Below are 20,949 nucleotides of genomic sequence, written 5' to 3' on the forward strand. Positions count from 1 at the left end.
AAGCGAAGGGCCGTTAAAATGGCCCTTCGCTTTTTACTCGATCTTCGAATTAATCATCATTATTATTGCCCATGCCTGTATAAATGAGCAACAAACGTAATAACTCCATAACAGCTGTAGCTGCTGCTGCTACGTATGTCAATGCTGCAGCACTTAAAACCTTGCGCGCATGAGGTTCTTCTTCATTTCTTATAATCCCTAAGTCCACTACTTGATGCATTGCTCGTCTTGAAGCATCAAATTCTACTGGCAACGTTACAATTTGGAAAAGCACACCAACTGCTAATAATACGATGCCAACTAACATTAATTGATGCATCGCGGTACTAAACATACCAATCATAATGAAAATCCATGAAACATTGGATGAAATATTAGCTGCAGGAACTAATTTAGAACGTAGCGTCAAGAAAGCATATGCTTCTTTATGTTGAATTGCATGGCCGCATTCATGAGCAGCTACAGCCGTACCTGCGACTGATGCATAATCATAGTTATCTGCTGAAAGAGCTACTGTTTTACTCGTAGGATCATAGTGGTCTGATAGGACTCCTTCTGTTCTTACTACACGAACATTGCTCAATCCATTGTTATCCAATATAGTTCTTGCTACTTCTGCACCTGTCATGCCAGAAGTAGAGCGTACTTCAGAATAACGCCGGTATGTTTTCATTACTTTTCTCTGCGCATAAAGCGGCAGTAACATTAGTACAAGAAAATAAACGATATACATCGCTATTGACAACTAAACCATCCTCCTAATACTTACTTAATACTATTTTAATGGTTGTCGATTTTACTATCAAATAAAAACCTTTTTTTCATGGACCAATATGCAAGCGCGATACATAAAATGGATAACCAAAAAGTAAAGTAGCCAATCTGTGCAATATAATCAGATAGCATACTATAAATAGGCATTTGGCCAAACACATAGTCAATGATGACATCATGCAATGTCCAAGCTCCCGCAAGAGCCACATGGATTAAACGAAACTTATATTTCGGGATATACAGAACACCTTGTACTGCCATTGCAAAATGAGAAATCACAAGCATCCAGCCATCGTAGCCGATTGATCCTAATTGTTGTAATGCCAACAGGTTCATTACTACAGCCCAAAGTCCGTATTTTACCAATGTGATCAATGCCAAAGCCTCTATTAAACGAAAGTGTTTCCCGAATAACCAGAATATAATGGCTATAGAGAAAAACAAAGTAGCAGTAGGGCTATCAGGCACAAAAATTCTAAATATCGGCTTTGTATCAGCCAATTGACTACCATACCAAATATATCCGCCAATTGTTCCCAAAATGTTCACAACCAATAATATCCATAAGAAGGCTTTGTGTGTTAAATACTGCCATATAATAAAACTAAACTTCATGTTGTCCTCCTGGTTATTTTCTTCTTCTTTATTTTGTATGTAATATTACTGTATATGTATTACTTTCTGCTTTCCCTTAATTGTTGTCATAACAGAATCTCTCATTTACTGTAGAAAAAAAGAGCCAGTTTCCTGACTCTTCTCTCCATATTATTCAGCTTTTAATTCAGAAATGAATTTAGCTAATTTCTGTAAATCTTCATCTGAACCTTTATATTGTCCAGGTGGCATACCGCCTTTACCCTCATGAGCGATTTTTGCAATCTCATCAGGAGATAAGCCAGTATTTGTCAGGTTTGGACCTGCTCCACCTTGAAGTTTATCACCATGGCAGTTAATACAAGATTGTTTTGCATATACTTTATAGCCAGGGTCTTCTTGGTCAATTTCAACTTCTTTCACAATTTGACCTTGCTTCTTAGCAGCAGCCCAGTCATGGTTTACAACAGATTCCCAAGTTAGGTAAACCATAGAAGCTAGCGCTAATAGCATAAATGCTACTGGAAGTGGGCGTTTAAGCGGTTTGCGTTCAGGACCTCTATCTAAGAATGGAGCTAACATTAAAGCACCAATTGCGATAGCAGGCACTACAATTGCACCAATTGTATTATAAGGGCCTGAAGCATATTCATATTTAAGTAATTGGTATAAGAATAAGAAATACCAGTCTGGCATTGGAATATAACCTGTGTTTGTTGGATCCGCTTGTCCTTCTAGTGGCGACGGATGGGCAACAGTCAAGATTAAATATCCAACTAAGAATACAGCACCAACCATCCACTCTTTTAATAAGAAGTCAGGCCAGAACGGTTCTGTTTTGCCAGGATATTCGGAATAATCGGGTGGGTAAACGCTTTTATTGTTCTTTTCTTGAACACGCGAATCCCCTACGAATTTCATCCCTTTTCCTTTATGCATTTTGTCCCCTCCTTAAGGAAATATTAATGGCATTGTAAATCTTACAATGGGCCAGATATCCCTTGTCTACGAATCATGATAAAGTGAGCCGCGAGCAATGCAAGCAAGCCTGCTGGCAAGAAGAATACATGAATCGCAAAGAATCTAGTTAGTGTTTGAGCACCGATGATTGTTGCATCACCAGCTAATAAGATTTTTATAAGTTCACCAATAAACGGTACTGATGCAGCAATTTGAATACCTACTTTAGTAGCAAATAATGCTTTCATATCCCAAGGAAGCAGGTAACCTGTAAAGCCAAGGCCTAACATTACACAGAAGATTAGAACCCCAACAATCCAGTTCAATTCACGAGGTTTTTTATATGAACCTGTGAAGAATACCCGTAATGTATGAAGGAACATCATAACAATTACGAGAGAAGCGCCCCAGTGGTGCATACCACGCACGATTTCACCGAATGCTACCTCATTTTGGAGATAGTAAACTGATTTCCAAGCATTTTCAATATCCGGTACATAGTACATTGTTAAGAACATACCTGATAAGATTTGAATAACAGTAACGAAGAACGTTAACCCCCCGAAACAATATACGAATGCAGAGAAATGATGTGCAGGGTTTACGTGCTCTGGAACTTCATGGTCGGCAATATCACGCCAAATCGGTGTAATATCTAGGCGTTCATCGACCCAATCATAGATTTTATTAAGCACTGACGTCGTACCCCCTTACAATTATACTAATGTGTTTGCTCTTGTTTTTCCGATCATTACTAGACCGTCTTTTACTTTTACTTCAAATTCGTCTAACGGACCAAGTGGCGGTGTACCCGGAATATTTTTACCGTTTTTCTCGTAACGACCTCCGTGGCATGGGCAGTAGAATTGGTTTTTAAATTCTGGGCTGCCGTTCCAGTTGACAGTACAACCTAAGTGTTTACATACAGGTGAAAGTGCGATAATTTTATCGCCATCTTTATAAACCCACGCTGTATCTGTAACATCAGATTTGTACCAAGCGTCAACTTGCTCGAACTTAAAATCAACTTTTACAGGAGTTTCTGATAGCTCTGATGCTTTTTTATCAGTCATTACAAAATCTCCGCCAGCTTTCTTTTCTAGAACTGGGTCGATTGCAAAGCGAGCCATTGGCATAAGCATACCTGCTGCCATAAAACCACCAACACCTGTTAGTGTATAGTTCAAAAATTGACGTCTTGTGACACGATTGTTACTCATCCTTTTCCCCCCTCTAACTTCAGGTCAGTCCAATGGACAAACTTATACAAAATAGTAATACTAGGACATATCTATGATATATCAAGTAAAATGTTAGGTCAATAACGCTTTCAATTGTTTTAGACAGATTTGTGAACATTTATCGAAAAAAGTGAAAGTTCCAATTGTTGATACCCTTCCTGCATACTATCGCTCTTAATCTGACAGTCCTTCATAATCCTGTTATAAAACAGCAGTTTAGGCTATTAGCATTTAGTATACAAATTTATTGATTTGACCATTTGGCTGATAACATTGGAATAACTTGTCGTAATTGGTCGCTAAGCACTTGTTGTCTAACTTTTTGATCCATATCGCTTAAAGGTATGGACGGCAACCACAAAACATCCTTCTCCGGCGCTAATTGTGTCCATTCATGATCACTTGTGATGAAGAAAACATATGTAAAACCGCTCGCTATTAACTCGTCATGCATAGCCGCTATCAATTCTTTCCTGTTTAAAGATTTGGTATATGTAACAGGTGAAGTTAATACAACCCTTCCTTTAAATTGCTGTTCCAGAAAATTTGTTAACGACATTAAGAATTCTGCCCCAGATGCACTCTGTTTTATACCTATTTCTGTTCCTTCTAACAAAACTAATGGAACGATTGCTGTATCTATAAATTGTTTATTCTTTAAAAATTCATCTATATCCTTGCTTGTCCAAAACATACTAATTCCTCCTCAAGATAAAACTTCATCCAAAAAGGATGAAGTTTTTATTTTTCTTCATTTTTTATTATATTTAATAGTGCAGATAACTTATAAAACTTCTCTTTGTCATTCTGGTCTAGTGCTTCATCAATTTGTTTTAGAACAGCTTCCTCTTGAAAAGTTTTCATACTATCTTGCAAAATTTCCTCCGCCAGCTGCCGATCCGACTCGCTGATTTGCAAATAATTTGGCATAAAAGGATTTTCTTCTAATACTGTTAAATATTCGCGACTCGGCGGAACCTTAGGGAAGTTTAATTGAATGTACATTTCTTCGTTTGGGTGAAGCCTTAAATCGTGAAAGGACTTTTCTGCGTCTGCAGTCATGATGTTCTCACGGTAAAATCGGAATGGGATACCTGAGGAATCAGTTGTAGACATTACCATTGCTCTTGGACAGTAATGTGCTTCTTCTACAAAATGAATGCGTTCTAATAATTCATCATGGCCCAGCAGATAGTTTAAAATCCATACACATTCACGTCGTTTCATTTGGTATTTTTTTAAAAACCAACGAACAAATTCTTTTTTGTCCAAGACAGAAACGGATGCCGTCATTTTGCATGGGTCTCCTCTCATTCAAAAGTTTGTAAAAGATCTTGCCAAGCCGGTTCATCTGGCTGTAATGCTACCAACTGCCGAGCGACTTGCTGTGCTTCCATACGCTTACCATCTTCAATTAGGAAATAAACGTATTTTTCGAGGAACAGTGGATCTTCCTTGTGTTCAGTATATGCTAACTTATAAAATTCGTATGCACGTTTGAAGTTTTCTAATCGATCATATGAGAGAGCGGCAAACGCAGACAGCGATGACCAATCAAAATCATCTTTTTCAAGCTGTTCAATTAATTCGACTACCTCTTCGTCTCTTTCTTCATTGGAAAGTATGGATACGAGTGTAAGGATAGCTTCCATATACTCGCTATCTAATGCAATCGCTTGGCGCAAATATTGCTCGGCCTCATTTGGTAAATTATTTTTCAATGACATTTTGCCTGCGAACAAATATAGTTCTTTATCATATTCATCACGCATTATTCCCTCTTTTATTACTTCTAAAGCTTTTTTATTGTCTTCTAACATAGCATGGCTTTGAGCAAGCAATAAGTATGCGGAAAAATAATCTGGATCCAGTGTTTTTAAATCTTCTGCATAGCGAATAGCAGTTTCATACATTTGACATTGAAAAGCTGAATACGCAGCGCCAAATAATAAATCTGGAGAAGTTTGTTTTTCTAGTGCTTGCGTATAAAATTCATATGCCTCTTCAAATGCGCCACCAGCTCTATATACTTCAGCTAATCGTTCAACCAATCTCACACCAGCAATTTCTTCTGTATCTTTGTTTATTGAATGATAAAGCCTAGCTGCTTCACTGAAGCGCCCTATTTCCATTAAAAGCTCAGCTTTCGCAAACTGGAGAAGTGGCTCATCCGGCAATATTTCCAATGCTTCATTCATACGTTGCTCTGCGACTTCATATAAGCCTTGCATTTGATAATAATCGGCTAATGCAAGTAGGACCTGTGGATATTCTGGTTCTTCTTTACCGATAGACATTAGGTATTCAAGTGCTTGATCTTCTTCGCCACGCTCCATTAAAAGAGTGGCCCTATCAATCTTAAGCTGAACCTCATCTGGAAAAACATATTGTAAATGTTCCAATAGTTCATCTGCTTCATCTAAAAATCCGAAATTAATCAGTAGGCCTGCAATCTCATATTGCATATCGGGATTAACTTTTAATAATACGTCTCCAAGCAAATCTTGAATTTCTTTTAAATCCCCTTGCTGAATTGCATCTATCATTTTTTTTTCAATATCCATATTGTCACCTGTTTTAACATTAATTTTTAAATCCTGATATATAACTTAGTTTCTACAAATAAATAAGGATTCATTCTAATGCTACATGAGTGTCTCTTTTGGTACAAGAAAAAAACATTCCTCGTATTAATTATCGTGATTGTAAAATAGTCTTTAAATCTTCAAAGAAGTTCGGATAGGACACTGCAATGCAGTCGCTATCATCTAACTGAATAGCTCCTTCAGTTATCAAAGCTGCGATTGCACCCATCATGCCTATACGATGGTCCCCATATGTTTGAAGCGATGCACCATGGAGTGGTTTTCCTCCTTGGATAATCATGCCATCTTCTGTAGCTTCTATATCTGCTCCAAGTTTTTTTAATTCAGAAACAACAGCAGCAATTCTGTCTGTTTCTTTGACTCTTAGTTCTGCTGCATCCCGAATAATCGTTTTTCCTTTTGCTTGTGTAGCTAAAAGAGCAATAATTGGAATTTCATCGATTAATAATGGAATTAAGTCCCCGCTAATCGTTATGCCATTTAAAGTAGATGTGCTAATTGTAATTGTTCCTCTAGGCTCATAAGCATGCTCATCTACGTTGGAAACCTCGATATCTGCCCCCATTTCTTGCAGCACAGTGAGAATGCCTGCCCGAGTCGGGTTTAGCCCAACATTATGAAGTATAACTTTGCTGTTTTTTGCAAGTGCGCCTGCTACTAAAAAGAAGGCGGCTGAAGAGATGTCACCAGGCACTTCAACATGAGCTGGGCTGAGGTCTTGGCCGCCTTTATATGAAATTGTTCCATTTTCAGCTATAATTTCTGCGCCAAACTGTCTTAGCATTCTCTCTGTGTGATCACGGGTTAAACCCTTCTCAAAAATGGTAGTTGTTCCGTGTGCATGCATTGCTGCAAGCAAAATAGCAGATTTCACTTGAGCGCTAGCGACTGGCATTGTATATTCAATTGATTGCAATGGATTACCCTTGATTGCTAGCGGAGTATACTGGCCATTCTCTCTGCCATTAATTTGCGCTCCCATCAAGCGTAAAGGATCTATCACTCGTCTCATTGGCCTCTTCCCAATGGAAGAATCGCCATTCAAGACAGTGTGTAATTTGGAACCAGCTAATATCCCTAACATCAAACGGGTTGTCGTCCCTGAGTTGCCTGTATCAAGGATGTCTTTCGGTTCTTCCCAATCGGCCATCCCCTTGCTTTCAATCACAACATTCGTGCCTTCTACTTCTATCTTAACACCGAGTTTTCGAAAACAATCGATAGTGCTCAAACAATCATTACCTAGCAAAAATCCGCTAACTGTCGTGCGTCCTTTCGCCATACTACCGAACATAATCGCTCGATGTGAGACCGATTTATCCCCCGGTATACTCAATTCTCCATGCAAGCTTGGTTTATGATAGTCTAAATTCATTTGATTCATAATCAAAACACCTGCCTCTTTATCTTATATAAACATCGTATTGGGTACGGCGCTTAATACAACTTGCTGCTTTTTCGCGATCTTCTTCATTTTGAAAACTAACCACAAGGATACCATATACGTCTTCTCGTGTTTCTATAATACGAATATTTGTAATGCTAATCTGTTCTTCTGCAAAATAAGCAGTAATTTCTGCAATGCTACCTGGGTAATCAGGGACATCAATTGATAAATCATATGTAGAAAATAAAGCCCCTTTTGTACTCGGAAGCTGATCTCTATATTCTTTTGCATCGGAAAAAAATATTTCAATTTCATCCGCGTTTCCCGTTTCAAGAACCTCTTTTACTTTAGCCATTTCCTTTTGCCAACTAGTCAATTGAGCAAGTATCTGAATTCGATTTTGCATTGTGATATCACGCCATAACTTCGGGTTTGAAGAGGCAATCCTTGTGAGGTCTCTGAATCCTCCAGCCGCTAACATTTTTGTAGTTTGGTTTTGCGTGCTTTCCTCTTTTAATTGATTCACTAATGAAGCTGCCACAATATGAGGGAAATGGCTCACTACAGCTGTCATTTGATCGTGAGATGCTGCTGATACAGTTAAGAGCTTGGCCTTTGTATAAGAAAGTATTTCTTTTAACCTTTGTATTGTTGCTTCCTCTTCACTTTCTAGAGGAGTCAGCAAATAATAGGCGTTTTCAAATAAATATGGCTTTGCAGCTGATATGCCACTTTTATGCGAGCCCGCCATCGGATGCCCGCCAATAAAAGTTATTCCTAATTTCCTTAGTTCACACGCTTTTTCCATGATTAATGTTTTTGTACTACCTGTATCCGTAATAATTACATCTTTCTTTAATGGCCAGTCCTTTATTTGGTCTAGCCAGTATAACGTAGCATTTACAGGTGTTGCAAATAGTATTATGTCAGCTCTTTCTGATGAACTTTTAGGATCCAATGTTCCTTCTTGGATAATATTTAATTCTAAGGCGGCATCAGTATTCTTTTCGTTTATATCATAGCCAATCACATGTAGATTAGGTGACTTCCGTAATGAAACCGCAACGGAACCGCCGATTAATCCTAGACCGACAATGAGAATAGTTTTCTTCATATAGCAACGCCTTGGTCTTTAAGAACATCTGATAACTGTCTCAAGAAGCCTTCATTCTGTTCTCGCGTTCCAATCGTCACCCGTACATACCCTGGTACGCCAAGTACATTGCCGCTTCTTACAATATACCCTTTTTGCATTAGTTTTTGGAAGACTATATCACTGTCAGTCTTCACTTCCATTAAAATAAAGTTAGTATCTGAAGGATAAAAATGAAGATTATGCGCCGTACAGAATTTCTCTATTAGCTGTTTACCCTTTTCATTTTCACTTCTGCACATATCTATGAAGGATTGATCCTCAACTGCTACACTTACTACGGCTTGACTTAATACGGTAGTGTTAAATGGTCCTCTAACAGGTTCCAATTTAGCAATAATCGGTTCTGATGCCATTCCATAGCCAACTCGGAAAGAGGCTAATCCATAAGCTTTAGAAAACGTACGTAGGATAAGTAGATTAGGATACTCATCTATATACGAAAGCGTATTTCTGTATGTAGGGTTTGTTATATATTCAAAATAAGCTTCGTCTAGGACCACTAATACGTCCTGAGGAACCTTGTCAAGAAATGCTGTAAGGGCACTGTCATCAATCACAACTCCTGTTGGATTGTTTGGACTGCATAGCCATACGACTGCTGTCTCATGATCAATCTGTTCAAGCATCTCTACTAAGTCATGAGTACCGTCTTTCAAAGGAACCTCGCGTACTTCTGCTCCTTCAATTCTTGCATTTAATGCGTATTGTGAAAAAGTGGGCTTTGCCATTACTGTATTAACCCCTGGACGAAGAAGCGATCTTGATATAATGCTAATTAATTCATCAGACCCATTGCCAAAAATAAGCTTTCGACCACTAACACTTAAATGCTCTGAGACGGTTGACCGCATATCAGTTGCTGCTCCATCTGGATATAAAGCAAAGTTGAATGCTTCTTTTGCTAAGAATTCTTCCACCTTGGGCGAACAGCCATATGGATTTTCATTTGAAGCAAGCTTATGAATAGTGCTTAGTCCGAATTCTTTTTGAACTGCTTCAATCGACTTTCCTGGCTGATATGCTTTTAGCCCCTCAATTTCTTTCTTCCATTTCATTGCACTCTCTCCTTCTATATCTATTATTTTGTCAAATCTGGTCTTAATTTTACAGCCTCATTCAGATAGATGTGCTGGATTTCATTTTGTGGGACAGTTGTATTCACATGTACTAGTACTCGTATACATAGGGGAAGCCCGTTTGGCACATTCATCTCATGTGTACACATAACGGGAACATACTCCCATTTCGGAAGTGACCGTACAGCTTTAGCAGGAAAAGCTGAAACGATATCTGCAGTTGTAGAAATAATCACTGATGCAACATTCTCCGGAAGCACCTCATTATCCTTTATTATTCGCTCCATTAAATTTTTTGTTTCCTGCATTACTAATTCTGGATTATCATAAGCGATTGTACTGGCGCCTCGTATTCCTCTAATCATATGATACCCCCTCTATTAATTCTCTTAAAAGAAGATCTGTTTCTTGACACTCACTACGGGATATTCGCTGAGTGAATGGTTTACCGATATCCTTTAAAAGTACAAACTGCAGTTCACCATCTTCAGCTTTTTTATCCTTTTGCATAAACTCAAATAATTCATCAAAATTAAAATTAGCAACGGATTCTACAGGATATTTATTACGTATAGCAAACAAAAGAAATTCTTTCGTAAATGAGCGTGATATTTGACCATACTTCTCGCTTAGCAATAAAGCATATACCATTCCAATCATCACTGCTTCGCCGTGCGTTAATTTTCCAAAGCCAAATGCTGCTTCTAGTGCATGGCCGTATGTATGGCCAAAGTTTAAAAATTTTCGTACGCCATGTTCTTCTTCATCTTGGGCTACTATATTAGCCTTTACACGAATCCCATGTTCTAAATAGCCCATCGTTTTCTCATCATCTAGATTGAACATTGGCGGAAGTTCCATTAATTCCTGTAACCAGACCATGTCAGAAATAAGTGCATGTTTTACTACTTCAGCCATTCCTGATCTTACCTCTTGTGCTGGCAAGCTTTTTAAAAATTCAATATCGAATATGACACCTTCTGGTTGATAAAAGGTTCCTATCATATTTTTGCCTAAAGCATGATTTATCGCAGTCTTTCCTCCTACTGCGCTATCGTGGGCAAGAATGGTCGTAGGCAATTGAATGATCGGAATTCCTCTCATAAAAGTGGAGGCAACAAAGCCTGTAAGATCACCAACTGCTCCGCCACCAAAAGCAAACAGCATTGATTTACGTGTACAATTTTGTTCTAACAAAAATGTCTGCGCGGCTAAGTATTGCTCAAATGTTTTGCATGCTTCTCCGCCTGGCATAACAAATACAGAGAACGGAAAAGGGAAACTCTTTGTGAATGCATCTTTATAGATTCCCCATACATTTTCGTCCGTAAATACAATTACCTTGTCTCTTTCTACGATAAATTGTTGATACGTTTTTATAGCTTCTTCAAGGTCTCCCTGACCTATATGCACATTATAGCTACGGGAGGGAGTATGGATTGGAATTTTCATCACTAAAACTCCTTCATTATTTTTCTCATCTCATTTATTTGGTCTTTTAATTGGCCAAGCTGGTCGCTATGGAAATGTTCAACGATAGCTTTTGCTATTTCGAAAGCTACAATATGTTCTGCCACCACTGAAGCAGCAGGTACAGCACAACTATCGGAACGCTCGACACTTGCCTTAAAAGGTTCCTTAGTATCAATATCAACACTTTGAAGTGGTTTATATAATGTCGGAATAGGCTTCATTACTCCTCGAACGACGATTGGCATCCCAGTAGACATACCACCTTCTAGACCGCCTAAGTGATTGGTTCTCCTTGTGTATCCCTCTTCAGGATTCCAGAGAATTTCATCATGCACCTCGCTGCCTTTTAAATGAGCCATTTCAAAGCCAAGACCAAATTCCACTCCTTTAAAGGCATTGATGCTCATCATAGCCGCAGCTAATTTACCATCCAATTTACGGTCATAATGGACATAAGAACCGATTCCAGCTGGTACACCTTCTACTATAACTTCTACAACGCCGCCAATCGAATCTCCCGCTTTTTTAGCTGCGTCAATTGCTTCTACCATCTTAATAGAAGCATCTTGATCTACACAATAACACGGATCATTTTTAATGATTTGACGAATTTCATGAACTGTTTTATTCATCGTCGTTTCAGGATTTGCAATGACTCCCCCGATTTCTGTTACGTGCGATACAATATGGATGCCTAATTCATTTAGTAAAACTTTTGCTACAGCGCCAACTGCTACACGCACAGTCGTTTCTCTTGCCGATGAGCGTTCCAATACATTTCTTAAGTCTCTATGACCGTATTTAATTCCGCCTACTAAATCTGCATGTCCTGGGCGTGGCCTCGTAATTTTTCTTTTAATCTCATCTGGGTTTATATCTTCTGGCAAAGGGTCCGCACCCATAATTTTTGTCCAGTGTTTCCAATCATCATTTTTGACAATTAGCGCAATCGGCGACCCTAACGTCTTGCCATGTCGAACACCTGAAGCAATCTCTACAGTATCTGTTTCTATTTGCATGCGACGCCCTCTTCCATGGCCACCTTGTCGACGTTTAAGTTCTTTATTAATCTGTTCTGTTGTTAGCTCTAATTGGGCTGGTATTCCTTCGATAATAGTAGTTAATTGTGGTCCATGCGACTCTCCTGCTGTTAAATAACGCATATACTTTCCCCCTTCAACTCGTTAAAGTGTATGTTTTTCACTATAACATATTTTAACTCAAAAAAGCATGAACAGACGGATAAATTTGTGATTAATAAAAAGAGCGCATTTCGTATAAAACGAAAGCGCCTTCAACTTATGCCTTGCTATAAAAAAATGTATCTTCAATATCAAACGAATATTTTGATGGATTAAAGATTTGCTCTGTACTACCAACAAATAATACTCCACCTGGCCGAAGCGCTTTACTAAAATTGAGGTATATTTGATCTTTTGCTTCTTCTGTAAAATAGATCATTACATTGCGGCACACAATCAAATCATAATTTTGTTCATATGGATCTTTGAGCAAGTTATGTTTGCGGAAGGTCACTGTCCGTTTTATTTCATCTTTCACTTGGTAGAACATCCCGTTTTTCACAAAATACTTTTCTTTAATAGCTGTAGGAACCTCTGCTAGCGATCGTTCTGGATATATCCCAGTTTTTGCTTTTGCTATTGCATTTTCATCAAGGTCAGTTGCTAAAATTGAAATCTGCGATAAAGGAAGATAGTTTGATAAGACCATAGCGATAGTATATGGCTCTTCTCCCGTTGAGCAGGCTGCACTCCATATTTTTAGTTTTCTATTCTCTTTTAATAATCTTGGAAATATCTTATTTTGGAGAACTTCCCACCGTTTGCCGTTACGATAAAACTCAGATACATTTATTGTCATTCGATCCAAAAATTCATTTAATAATTGTTGATCTCTTTCCATTCCCTTATAAAAATCATTGAAATTTTTAAATCCTCTTTTTTCATATAGGGATGTTAACCTTCTTTTCATCTGGGCTTCTTTATATAAAGCCAAATCAATGTTTGTTTTACGTTTAATATTTGTGATAAATCCTTCATAATCCGTCATATGCTCTTCCCTCTCTTTAGACCTAGGTTTATTATACCTAATTAGTTCCAAATCGGAAATGGTCTATTAATAGAGTTTGAAGGAAAATAAAAAAAACTGTTCATTTGAAGTGAACAGTTTTCTTGATATTAGTGAATTTCTTCTTCTGTGAAGAATAGACCGATTTCACGTTCTGCTGAAGCCAATGAATCAGAACCGTGGATCACATTGTGAGATAAAGTTGTTGAGTAGTCACCACGAATTGTGCCAGGCGCTGATTGCTCAGGGTTTGTAGCACCCATCATTAGACGAGCTACAGAGATAACGTTTTCGCCTTCCCATACCATCGCAAATACAGGACCAGATGTGATGAATTCAGTTAATTCACCAAAGAATGGCTTGTCCGCATGTTCAGCATAGTGTTTTTCAGCTAATTCTTGAGATACTTGCATAAGTTTAGCACCTTTTAGTACGAAACCTTTGCGTTCGAATCGATCAACGATGTCACCAACTAGTTGGCGTTTTACACCGTCAGGTTTAACCATTAAAAATGTTTTTTGGATAGCCATTAAATATTACAACTCCTTAAGATGTTCTAGGGTAAAAACCCTACTTGAAAATAGTATCATTGAACGCTTGAATGTTCAACAATTTTTAGAATTTGCGTTTCCCCATATATAAAGCAATATCTTTTAAAGACTTTTTCACAGAATTGGCTGGCAATTCTTCAATTTCTTTTAAAGCTTTTTGCAAATATAAGTTGCTTATATGATAGGCTTCGTTGATTGCGTTAGAGCTGCGCATTTTTTTCAAGAAAACTTGTCGTTCATCTTCTTTCATATCGCCGCTCAAAGCTTTTTCAATATATGGCCGAATAGCTGAATCGTTTTTCGCCAATAAGACAGGCAATGTGATATTCCCCTGAAGTAAATCACTGCCTGCAGGTTTCCCTAACTGTTTATCTGTAGCTGTCAAATCCAGAACATCATCAATGATTTGGAATGACATGCCTACATAGTAGCCGAACTTCTTTAAGTGATGTGCTACGCTATCATCTGCTCCAGCGGCTACAGCACCAAGCTGGCAGCTTGAAGATATAAGCAATGCAGTTTTCCGTTTAATTCTACGGAAATAATCACGGATAGATTGGTTTAAATGCATCTTATCCTCAATTTGAATGATTTCTCCCTGCACAATTTCCACCATCGTTTTAGATAGAATTTGGTGAGCCTTTTCATTTTGAATATTAGTCATATATTCTAATGCCCTTGCAAAAATAAAATCACCGGCATACATAGCAACACGATTATTCCATTGGGATTTAACAGTAGGACGCCCTCTACGCAGCTCAGCGTCATCGATGACATCGTCATGTACAAGCGATGCCATATGTATTAACTCAAGTGGCACAGCTACGTTTTTCATATCATCTATATTATATTGGCCAAATTTTGCACCGAGCAACACAAAGACAGGTCGAATACGTTTTCCGCCAGCCTTCAGCAAATGGAGAGAGGCATCTTTCAAATAGTGTGAAGATGAATCCAACGCTGTTTCTAATTCTTTTTCGATGACTCTTATGTCTGATTGCAGATCAGCATAAAGAAGCTTTAACTTCATCTTTTCCACGCGTCTAAACATCCCCTACACTAAATTTCTTTTTTTATGCCCATATGCATAGCAGCTGCTCCGCCACTATAAGATTTGTATATTACATTTTGTAAGCCCGCAGCTTCAAACATTTTTTTCAATTCTTTCATCCCTGGAAAATCATTAGCAGATTCTTGCAACCAAGAATATTCATTGAAACTTTTAGCAAAAAGCTTGCCGAATAACGGCATAATATAGTGAAAATAAAAGCGGAACAATTGTCTATAACCCGGAATTTCAGGTTGCGATGTTTCAAGGCATACAACCTTGCCGCCCGGTTTTACCACACGGTGCATTTCTTTTAAAACTTGCATATAATCAGGTACATTGCGAAGACCAAAGCCAATTGTTACATAATCAAACGTATTATCATCAAATGGCAGTTCCATCGCATTTCCTTGTATTAGCTCTATTTGTTTTATATTCTTTGTTTTTTCAACGCCTACATTCAGCATATTTTGGCTGAAGTCTAGCCCTGTGACATGGCCATTCTCTCCAACTGCGTCAGCAAGCGCAATTGTCCAATCTGCAGTGCCGCAGCAGACGTCTAGCGCATGAGAACCTGGTTTTACAGCCATGCGTTTCATTGTATCTTTACGCCAATTTTTATGCATCTGAAAACTAATGACAGAATTCATCTTATCGTAACTATCTGAAATATTTTCAAATACAGCGTGTACGCGCTCTTCTTTAGATTGAGCCATTCTACTCAACACCTTTCATCGTAATCTGTGCCTCTACATTTACTTCAACATGCTGCAACATAAATGTTTTTACTTCATCTTGTAAGATCGGAGAAGCTGTAATAATACGTATTAGCCTAGATGAAAGGTTAGAGATTAGCCGTCTTAAAATTTGTTCATTGTTCATGCCTGCATACTCTTGCTGTTGTTCTAGTATTTTCAGGAATGGCGTTTTCATATGCTTTTCTTGTAAGAACTGTAATTCTCGTTTAAGTCGTTCCAAAACCAGTCCGTTTTTGACAATTTCAATATAACTATCTAGATTAAAACGCTTCAAAAACTGGCACGTAATCGTTGATTCGATCACTTCTAGAATCTTATACCATTCATCCATCGAACGCTTCATAGGCTCATACAAAACAGTCCTAGATTCGCTGCTCTTGGCGACAGCCTCAGACAATGAACGAACAAGCTCAATATCAGGAATTTTTGCAAGTGTTGCATAATACATACCGCTATAGTAATCGCCAGCAAGAACTGTTAGTTGCTGCCTTTTTGTGGCAGCATCTTGTTCGTTGATTTGTTCATGGCCATTCAATGCGGCATAAACCATAGCAACTGCGTTTACAGCCTGTTCTATTTTTTTCGGCCAATGTTCGCCGTTCAATTTTGGCAATAATATATAGCGAAGTTGTCCATCAAAAATAATTGGCTGGCCTGTATACTGCAGGAGCGTTCTATGATGCAATTTGGTTAATATATTATTTTTTGATTGTAATAAATGTTCTTCTAAAATTGCTGCATTCATAAACTTTTCTCCATTCAGTTCATTTCCTGTTGCTATACTGTATTACTTATCTCTTTTTAACAATGTAAAAGGTCAATTGGGGCTTTTTTCACCTACTGCAACAGCTAGGCCCAATCAATCTTTCAACACCTTATTTTCAAGAGATAGTATAACGGGCTATAATTTTATTTTTTCGCATCGCTTTCAACAATACCAAATGCTGTTTGAATCTCTGCTTTGCCTCGAATTTTCATCGCTGAAGTGTGTTCTGTAAATTGCGCGATCATTACTTCTCCCTCGTCCAGTTTCTCCGAGTGGTGAAATTTTGTATCATTCCCGCGAGTCAAACCGATCACATGGACGCCATCTTCCTTTGCACGTATTACTACATAATCATTTTGGCCCATTTGAAGAGTCTCCTTGTATTCGAATTTCCTTTTCCTATCATACCATAAAAAAAGGCGTAAATTAAGCCATTTTAATGAATGATAGTATTTCTTGTCGTTTCACATCATCTTCTGAAAAGATTCCTTTTGCTGAAGATGTAACCGTTTTTGCACCTGGTTTTTTAATACCTCTCATAGTCATACACATATGTTCTGCTTCCACCACAACATAAACACCTTCCGGCTCTAGCATCTCCATCATTGTTTCAGCAATCTCACTTGTAATACGTTCTTGCAATTGTGGACGGTGTGAAATAGTTTCAACTGTTCGCGCAAGCTTGCTTAGACCTGCAACAACTCCACCCTTTGGCAAATAAGCAATATGTGCTTTACCGTAAAATGGCACTAAGTGATGTTCACACATAGAATAGAATGGTATATCTTTTACTAACACTACTTCATTATGCTCTTCATGAAAAACTGTTTTAAAATAATCTCTAGCATCTATATGAAGACCTTGGAACATTTCTGCATACATTTTCGCCACACGTTTTGGCGTATCTAATAATCCTTCACGATCAGGATTTTCTCCTACTGCTTCAAGTATCATTTTTACTGCTTGTTCAATTTTATTTAAGTCAACATTCGAAATTGAATGATCGATTTTCTCTTCTTTAATATTAATCATGGTAACCCCCTATGCTTCTAAAAAAGTCTCAAAATGAGATTAACATACAAGACCTCTAATCGCAAAATATGAAAACGGATTTATCCCATTTTCTAAACTTAAAAAAACCTATATTATTCTTAGCCCATCCCACTAAGTAATATCTTTTTATGTATAGTTGGTCCTGTTCACTCTTAATTATACAAAAAGAGTAGCCAGTTAAATTGGCTACTCTATGTAACAGATGCAAAATTATTTTACTGCATCTTTAAGCGCTTTACCTGGCTTGAATGCAGGTACTTTGCTTGCAGCGATTTCGATTTCTTCACCCGTTTGAGGATTGCGTCCTTTACGAGCCGCACGTTCGCGGATTTCAAAGTTACCAAAACCAATTAATTGTACTTTATCTCCCTTTGCAAGAGCTGCTTGGATAGATTCAAATACTGCGTCAACTGCTTTTGTTGCATCTTTCTTAGAAAGTTCTGCAGTTTCTGCAACAGAGTTTACTAAATCTGTTTTATTCACACCATTCACCTCCTCTCAAAAGGCATACCACTAAATCATGTAAAAAGATTATCACAACACTATTTACTGTGCAACAATATTTATACTTCATTTGTTGATTTTAAGCAAATAATAATGCCTGTCTTAACCAATATAGCATGTTTAAATGAAGTATACGACAGTAAAATATGTACAATTAAAGCAAATATATGATATCGATTTTACATATAGATACATGAAAAACACCATAAAAAAAGGGCTACTTACATACTGTAAATAGTCCTTCATTGTTCCTTTTATTCAATTTATAAATTATTTTCTTTATTTAGATAAATCAAGCTTCATTCCAGATTCATTGTATTTATAAAATAAATGTTACCATGCCTGAATCGCCTTTATTGACCATTTTTTCTATCGTTTGGCGCATTCTTGCTTTTGCATGTTTAGGAACTGCATCTGTCTTGTAAGCAATGCTTTCTTTCATTACTTCGAACAATGGTGTGCCGAATAATTGCGTTTCCCATAATGCATCCCGATCATGTAAAAAGGCATACGTTAAATCTTTCAGCAGCTGCTGGCTATGGAACTCAGATCCAATCAATGGCGCGAATTCCGCTGCCATATCAATACGTAAAATGTGATAAGATGGTGCTTTTGCTTCCATGCGGACCCCAAAGAAATTATTCTGTTTAATAATCTCTGGTCTTGACGGTTCGAATTCCTGAAGGGTCGGCAGTGTTACACCATAACCATCCTTGCGTGCTTGCTCAATTGCTTCATGGAAGCGTTGATAAGATTTTCTCGCTTGTTGCGATTCTTTTATAAATAATAACCAATCCTTCTTACTTTGGATAGGTTCTTCCAGCCATTCGTCACAGATATTTTTGAAAATATCATTTTTCAGTTGTAAGCTAATTATCGCATGCCCTAATCCCGCATCTACACTTTTCACCTGAGCTGAAGCAATGAAGTCCTCATCAAGCAATTCTTTTGTCAAGCGTTCAATATCTCTAATTTTATTGACAGATTGCTTCCAATTGTCAATTGATTGCTTGATCAATTTATTTAATTCATGATTCTCTTCTAGTACATCCAACCAATCCGGTTTTTCCATTTCCAATTTTTTAATTGGGAATTCATATAATGCTTCTTCTAGGATATGTTTTACCTCATTTAACGTCATTTGATCTACTGATGTAGAAATGACTGGTGCATTATACCTCTCATGTAGTTCATCACATAATTCTTTAGCAGTCGTATGTGCTGGCATTTTGCTATTCACTACAATGACAAATGGTTTGCCGATTTCTTGTAATTGATCAATAATATCTTGCTCCGCCTGACGGACAGATTCACGCGGAATACCATTAACTGTACCATCAGTCGTCATTACAACACCAATATTAGCATGCTCTCGTATAATTTTGTCTGTGCCAATTTTAGCTGCATCTTGGAATGGAATTGGGTCGTTGTGCCATGGTGTATGTACCAACTTTGGTCCATTTTCATCTTCATAGCCTTTCACTCCATCAATAATGTATCCTACACAATCTGCAAATCTAATCTTAAAAGGCATATCCTGATTGCCTACTGAAATTTGCGCGCCATTCGCTGGGACAAATTTAGGTTCTGTTGTCATAATGACTGGACCAGGCGAGCTTTGTGGCAGCTCATCTTGTGCTCGTTGTCTTTCTTTTTCATCTTCCATATTCGGTAATACCATAATATCCATAACACGCTTTGTAAACGTTGATTTACCTACTCTTACAGGTCCTACTACACCAATATAAATATCGCCGTTCGTTCTTGTTGCCATTTGCTCGTACACTTCTTGTGACATGTTTTTCTTCCCCCTTTTTCTCAGCACTATATCCTATGCACGCAAAAAACGTTTCATGCACAAGTCATGAAACGCTTTTTAAAAAGGTAAATTATTATTTTCTTTTCGAATCTGTAAGAAATTCAACTTCTTGTTTGTCATTCACTGTATAAGGCAAAGAATAGGCAGGCAAAACCTCATAGCGATCCGATAAAAGGTGTCTGATATCCTCACCACTTTTCACATTTGGCTTTTCTTTATCAAGAATTCTTTGAAGTTCAATAGAATAATCAATGCAAATTTCGCCACTTCCTTTTACTATAAAGGGCAGATTGGTATTTGAATAAGGGCTAGGAACAGTAGGGGCTTGTTTATAGCCCATTTTTTTATAATCTATTTGATAAATATCATCCTTGATTTGGCCCGCAATTGGCACAAATCCATTCACACCTTTTTTAATATTCATCTCTCGGATAATTTCAGTGCCCCGCAGATCGACTAATTTTACTTTTGGCTTTTTGCTCTCTGCATGCCAGATTACATATTGATATATTCCGCCCTTTTCAAAAGAATTGCCTGGAGCTTTCGGAATATATCCGCCACTTATAAGCTTCGAAAAATCTATTGGGTACTTGATATATTGGTCTACATCTTGATCACGATTCTGAATCGGCAATAAACCGCCTGTATCTTTTCTGAATTGATCAATAGTCTTTTGGACTGTTAATAACTGTGCTTGATCAGGCAATTGATTTTCTACTTTCTCTTTATCTGGATACATACATCCGGTCAACACCACTGTAAGTAATGCAACAAATAATAATAAGCTATATTTTTTCATAAACTTTCCCTCATTAATTTATTTTAAAATGACATTACAACAAATACCATTGTCAAAAAGCCAATTATTAAAAAAATATACGCAATCAACGCGACAATTGAACTGATAATTCGATTTTTTATCTTTTGTCTGCTTAAATAAATGAGTCCTGACGCGACAAGCATAAAACCAATGGAATAAAAAGAAATCCACATCATTGTCATACCGGATATGCCTGTACTAGCAAGAAGCACTAAATTTGACAACGATACAACCACCTTTCTTATGTACATTCAGTTAAACCCTATGAGATAGCC

General features: G+C 37.6%; 25 protein-coding genes. All 25 read right to left on the reverse strand.

Features of this window, described 5'->3' with window-relative positions:
* Nucleotides 1-49 precede the first annotated feature (49 nt).
* The gene (locus RCJ93_RS05615; protein WP_084247006.1) at nt 50-733 is read right to left on the reverse strand and encodes a zinc metallopeptidase; all 684 of its coding nucleotides are present in this window, start codon (nt 731-733) and stop codon (nt 50-52) included.
* A gap of 47 nt (nt 734-780) precedes the next feature.
* A complete protein-coding gene (locus RCJ93_RS05620) occupies nt 781-1,389 on the reverse strand; it encodes a DUF1405 domain-containing protein (RefSeq protein ID WP_066786095.1) in 609 nt (202 codons plus the stop codon).
* Between the two features lie 150 nt (nt 1,390-1,539).
* A complete protein-coding gene (locus RCJ93_RS05625; RefSeq protein ID WP_066786093.1) occupies nt 1,540-2,307 on the reverse strand; it encodes a menaquinol-cytochrome c reductase cytochrome b/c subunit in 768 nt (255 codons plus the stop codon).
* Between the two features lie 41 nt (nt 2,308-2,348).
* Entirely contained in the window at nt 2,349-3,023 is a 675-nt protein-coding gene (gene qcrB / locus RCJ93_RS05630; RefSeq protein WP_066786091.1) for a menaquinol-cytochrome c reductase cytochrome b subunit, read from the reverse strand.
* 21 nt (nt 3,024-3,044) lie between these two features.
* Complete coding sequence (locus RCJ93_RS05635; protein ID WP_066786089.1) at nt 3,045-3,548, reverse strand: QcrA and Rieske domain-containing protein; 504 nt, start codon at nt 3,546-3,548, stop codon at nt 3,045-3,047.
* Between the two features lie 265 nt (nt 3,549-3,813).
* Nucleotides 3,814-4,263 (reverse strand): DUF2487 family protein, encoded by a 450-nt coding sequence (locus tag RCJ93_RS05640; protein WP_066786086.1) that lies wholly within the window; start codon nt 4,261-4,263, stop codon nt 3,814-3,816.
* Between the two features lie 47 nt (nt 4,264-4,310).
* Nucleotides 4,311-4,862: a ReoY family proteolytic degradation factor gene (locus tag RCJ93_RS05645; protein ID WP_066786083.1), complete on the reverse strand. Its 552-nt coding sequence runs from the start codon at nt 4,860-4,862 to the stop codon at nt 4,311-4,313.
* Between the two features lie 17 nt (nt 4,863-4,879).
* Nucleotides 4,880-6,133, reverse strand: a complete 1,254-nt coding sequence (locus RCJ93_RS05650; protein WP_150283991.1) for a tetratricopeptide repeat protein — start codon at nt 6,131-6,133, stop codon at nt 4,880-4,882.
* Between the two features lie 130 nt (nt 6,134-6,263).
* On the reverse strand, nt 6,264-7,559 hold the full coding sequence (gene aroA / locus RCJ93_RS05655; RefSeq protein ID WP_446738595.1) for a 3-phosphoshikimate 1-carboxyvinyltransferase: 1,296 nt from the start codon (nt 7,557-7,559) through the stop codon (nt 6,264-6,266).
* 19 nt (nt 7,560-7,578) lie between these two features.
* A complete protein-coding gene (locus RCJ93_RS05660; RefSeq protein WP_446738596.1) occupies nt 7,579-8,676 on the reverse strand; it encodes a prephenate dehydrogenase in 1,098 nt (365 codons plus the stop codon).
* The gene (hisC, locus tag RCJ93_RS05665; RefSeq protein WP_446738597.1) at nt 8,673-9,773 is read right to left on the reverse strand and encodes a histidinol-phosphate transaminase; all 1,101 of its coding nucleotides are present in this window, start codon (nt 9,771-9,773) and stop codon (nt 8,673-8,675) included. Before hisC ends, RCJ93_RS05660 begins: the two co-directional genes overlap by 4 nt.
* A gap of 23 nt (nt 9,774-9,796) precedes the next feature.
* On the reverse strand, nt 9,797-10,159 hold the full coding sequence (gene aroH, locus RCJ93_RS05670; protein ID WP_446738598.1) for a chorismate mutase: 363 nt from the start codon (nt 10,157-10,159) through the stop codon (nt 9,797-9,799).
* Nucleotides 10,152-11,246, reverse strand: a complete 1,095-nt coding sequence (aroB, locus tag RCJ93_RS05675; RefSeq protein ID WP_150283986.1) for a 3-dehydroquinate synthase — start codon at nt 11,244-11,246, stop codon at nt 10,152-10,154. The genes aroH and aroB overlap by 8 nt, the downstream gene beginning before the upstream one ends.
* A gap of 2 nt (nt 11,247-11,248) precedes the next feature.
* Nucleotides 11,249-12,430 carry a chorismate synthase gene (gene aroC, locus RCJ93_RS05680; RefSeq protein ID WP_446738599.1) on the reverse strand — a complete coding sequence of 394 codons (1,182 nt, stop codon included), beginning with the start codon at nt 12,428-12,430 and terminating at the stop codon, nt 11,249-11,251.
* Between the two features lie 136 nt (nt 12,431-12,566).
* Nucleotides 12,567-13,337 (reverse strand): CheR family methyltransferase, encoded by a 771-nt coding sequence (locus RCJ93_RS05685; RefSeq protein ID WP_066786063.1) that lies wholly within the window; start codon nt 13,335-13,337, stop codon nt 12,567-12,569.
* A gap of 128 nt (nt 13,338-13,465) precedes the next feature.
* Nucleotides 13,466-13,885 carry a nucleoside-diphosphate kinase gene (ndk, locus tag RCJ93_RS05690; RefSeq protein ID WP_066786060.1) on the reverse strand — a complete coding sequence of 140 codons (420 nt, stop codon included), beginning with the start codon at nt 13,883-13,885 and terminating at the stop codon, nt 13,466-13,468.
* 85 nt (nt 13,886-13,970) lie between these two features.
* The gene (gene hepT, locus RCJ93_RS05695; RefSeq protein WP_066786058.1) at nt 13,971-14,945 is read right to left on the reverse strand and encodes a heptaprenyl diphosphate synthase component II; all 975 of its coding nucleotides are present in this window, start codon (nt 14,943-14,945) and stop codon (nt 13,971-13,973) included.
* Nucleotides 14,946-14,965: 20 nt separating this feature from the next.
* Nucleotides 14,966-15,670 (reverse strand): demethylmenaquinone methyltransferase, encoded by a 705-nt coding sequence (locus RCJ93_RS05700; RefSeq protein WP_446738600.1) that lies wholly within the window; start codon nt 15,668-15,670, stop codon nt 14,966-14,968.
* Between the two features lies 1 nt (nt 15,671).
* Nucleotides 15,672-16,457, reverse strand: a complete 786-nt coding sequence (locus tag RCJ93_RS05705) for a heptaprenyl diphosphate synthase component 1 (RefSeq protein ID WP_251645757.1) — start codon at nt 16,455-16,457, stop codon at nt 15,672-15,674.
* A 164-nt stretch (nt 16,458-16,621) separates the two neighbouring features.
* The gene (gene mtrB, locus RCJ93_RS05710) at nt 16,622-16,843 is read right to left on the reverse strand and encodes a trp RNA-binding attenuation protein MtrB (RefSeq protein ID WP_066786045.1); all 222 of its coding nucleotides are present in this window, start codon (nt 16,841-16,843) and stop codon (nt 16,622-16,624) included.
* Between the two features lie 61 nt (nt 16,844-16,904).
* Nucleotides 16,905-17,474, reverse strand: a complete 570-nt coding sequence (folE, locus tag RCJ93_RS05715) for a GTP cyclohydrolase I FolE (protein ID WP_446738958.1) — start codon at nt 17,472-17,474, stop codon at nt 16,905-16,907.
* A gap of 267 nt (nt 17,475-17,741) precedes the next feature.
* On the reverse strand, nt 17,742-18,014 hold the full coding sequence (locus RCJ93_RS05720; RefSeq protein ID WP_066786039.1) for an HU family DNA-binding protein: 273 nt from the start codon (nt 18,012-18,014) through the stop codon (nt 17,742-17,744).
* Between the two features lie 340 nt (nt 18,015-18,354).
* Nucleotides 18,355-19,833 (reverse strand): stage IV sporulation protein A, encoded by a 1,479-nt coding sequence (gene spoIVA / locus RCJ93_RS05725; protein WP_066786036.1) that lies wholly within the window; start codon nt 19,831-19,833, stop codon nt 18,355-18,357.
* A 94-nt stretch (nt 19,834-19,927) separates the two neighbouring features.
* On the reverse strand, nt 19,928-20,653 hold the full coding sequence (locus RCJ93_RS05730) for a hypothetical protein (RefSeq protein ID WP_150283983.1): 726 nt from the start codon (nt 20,651-20,653) through the stop codon (nt 19,928-19,930).
* Nucleotides 20,654-20,676: 23 nt separating this feature from the next.
* Nucleotides 20,677-20,898, reverse strand: a complete 222-nt coding sequence (locus tag RCJ93_RS05735) for a DUF2768 domain-containing protein (protein ID WP_307723577.1) — start codon at nt 20,896-20,898, stop codon at nt 20,677-20,679.
* Nucleotides 20,899-20,949 lie beyond the last annotated feature (51 nt).

The sequence above is a fragment of the Rummeliibacillus sp. BSL5 genome, assembly GCF_052928305.1.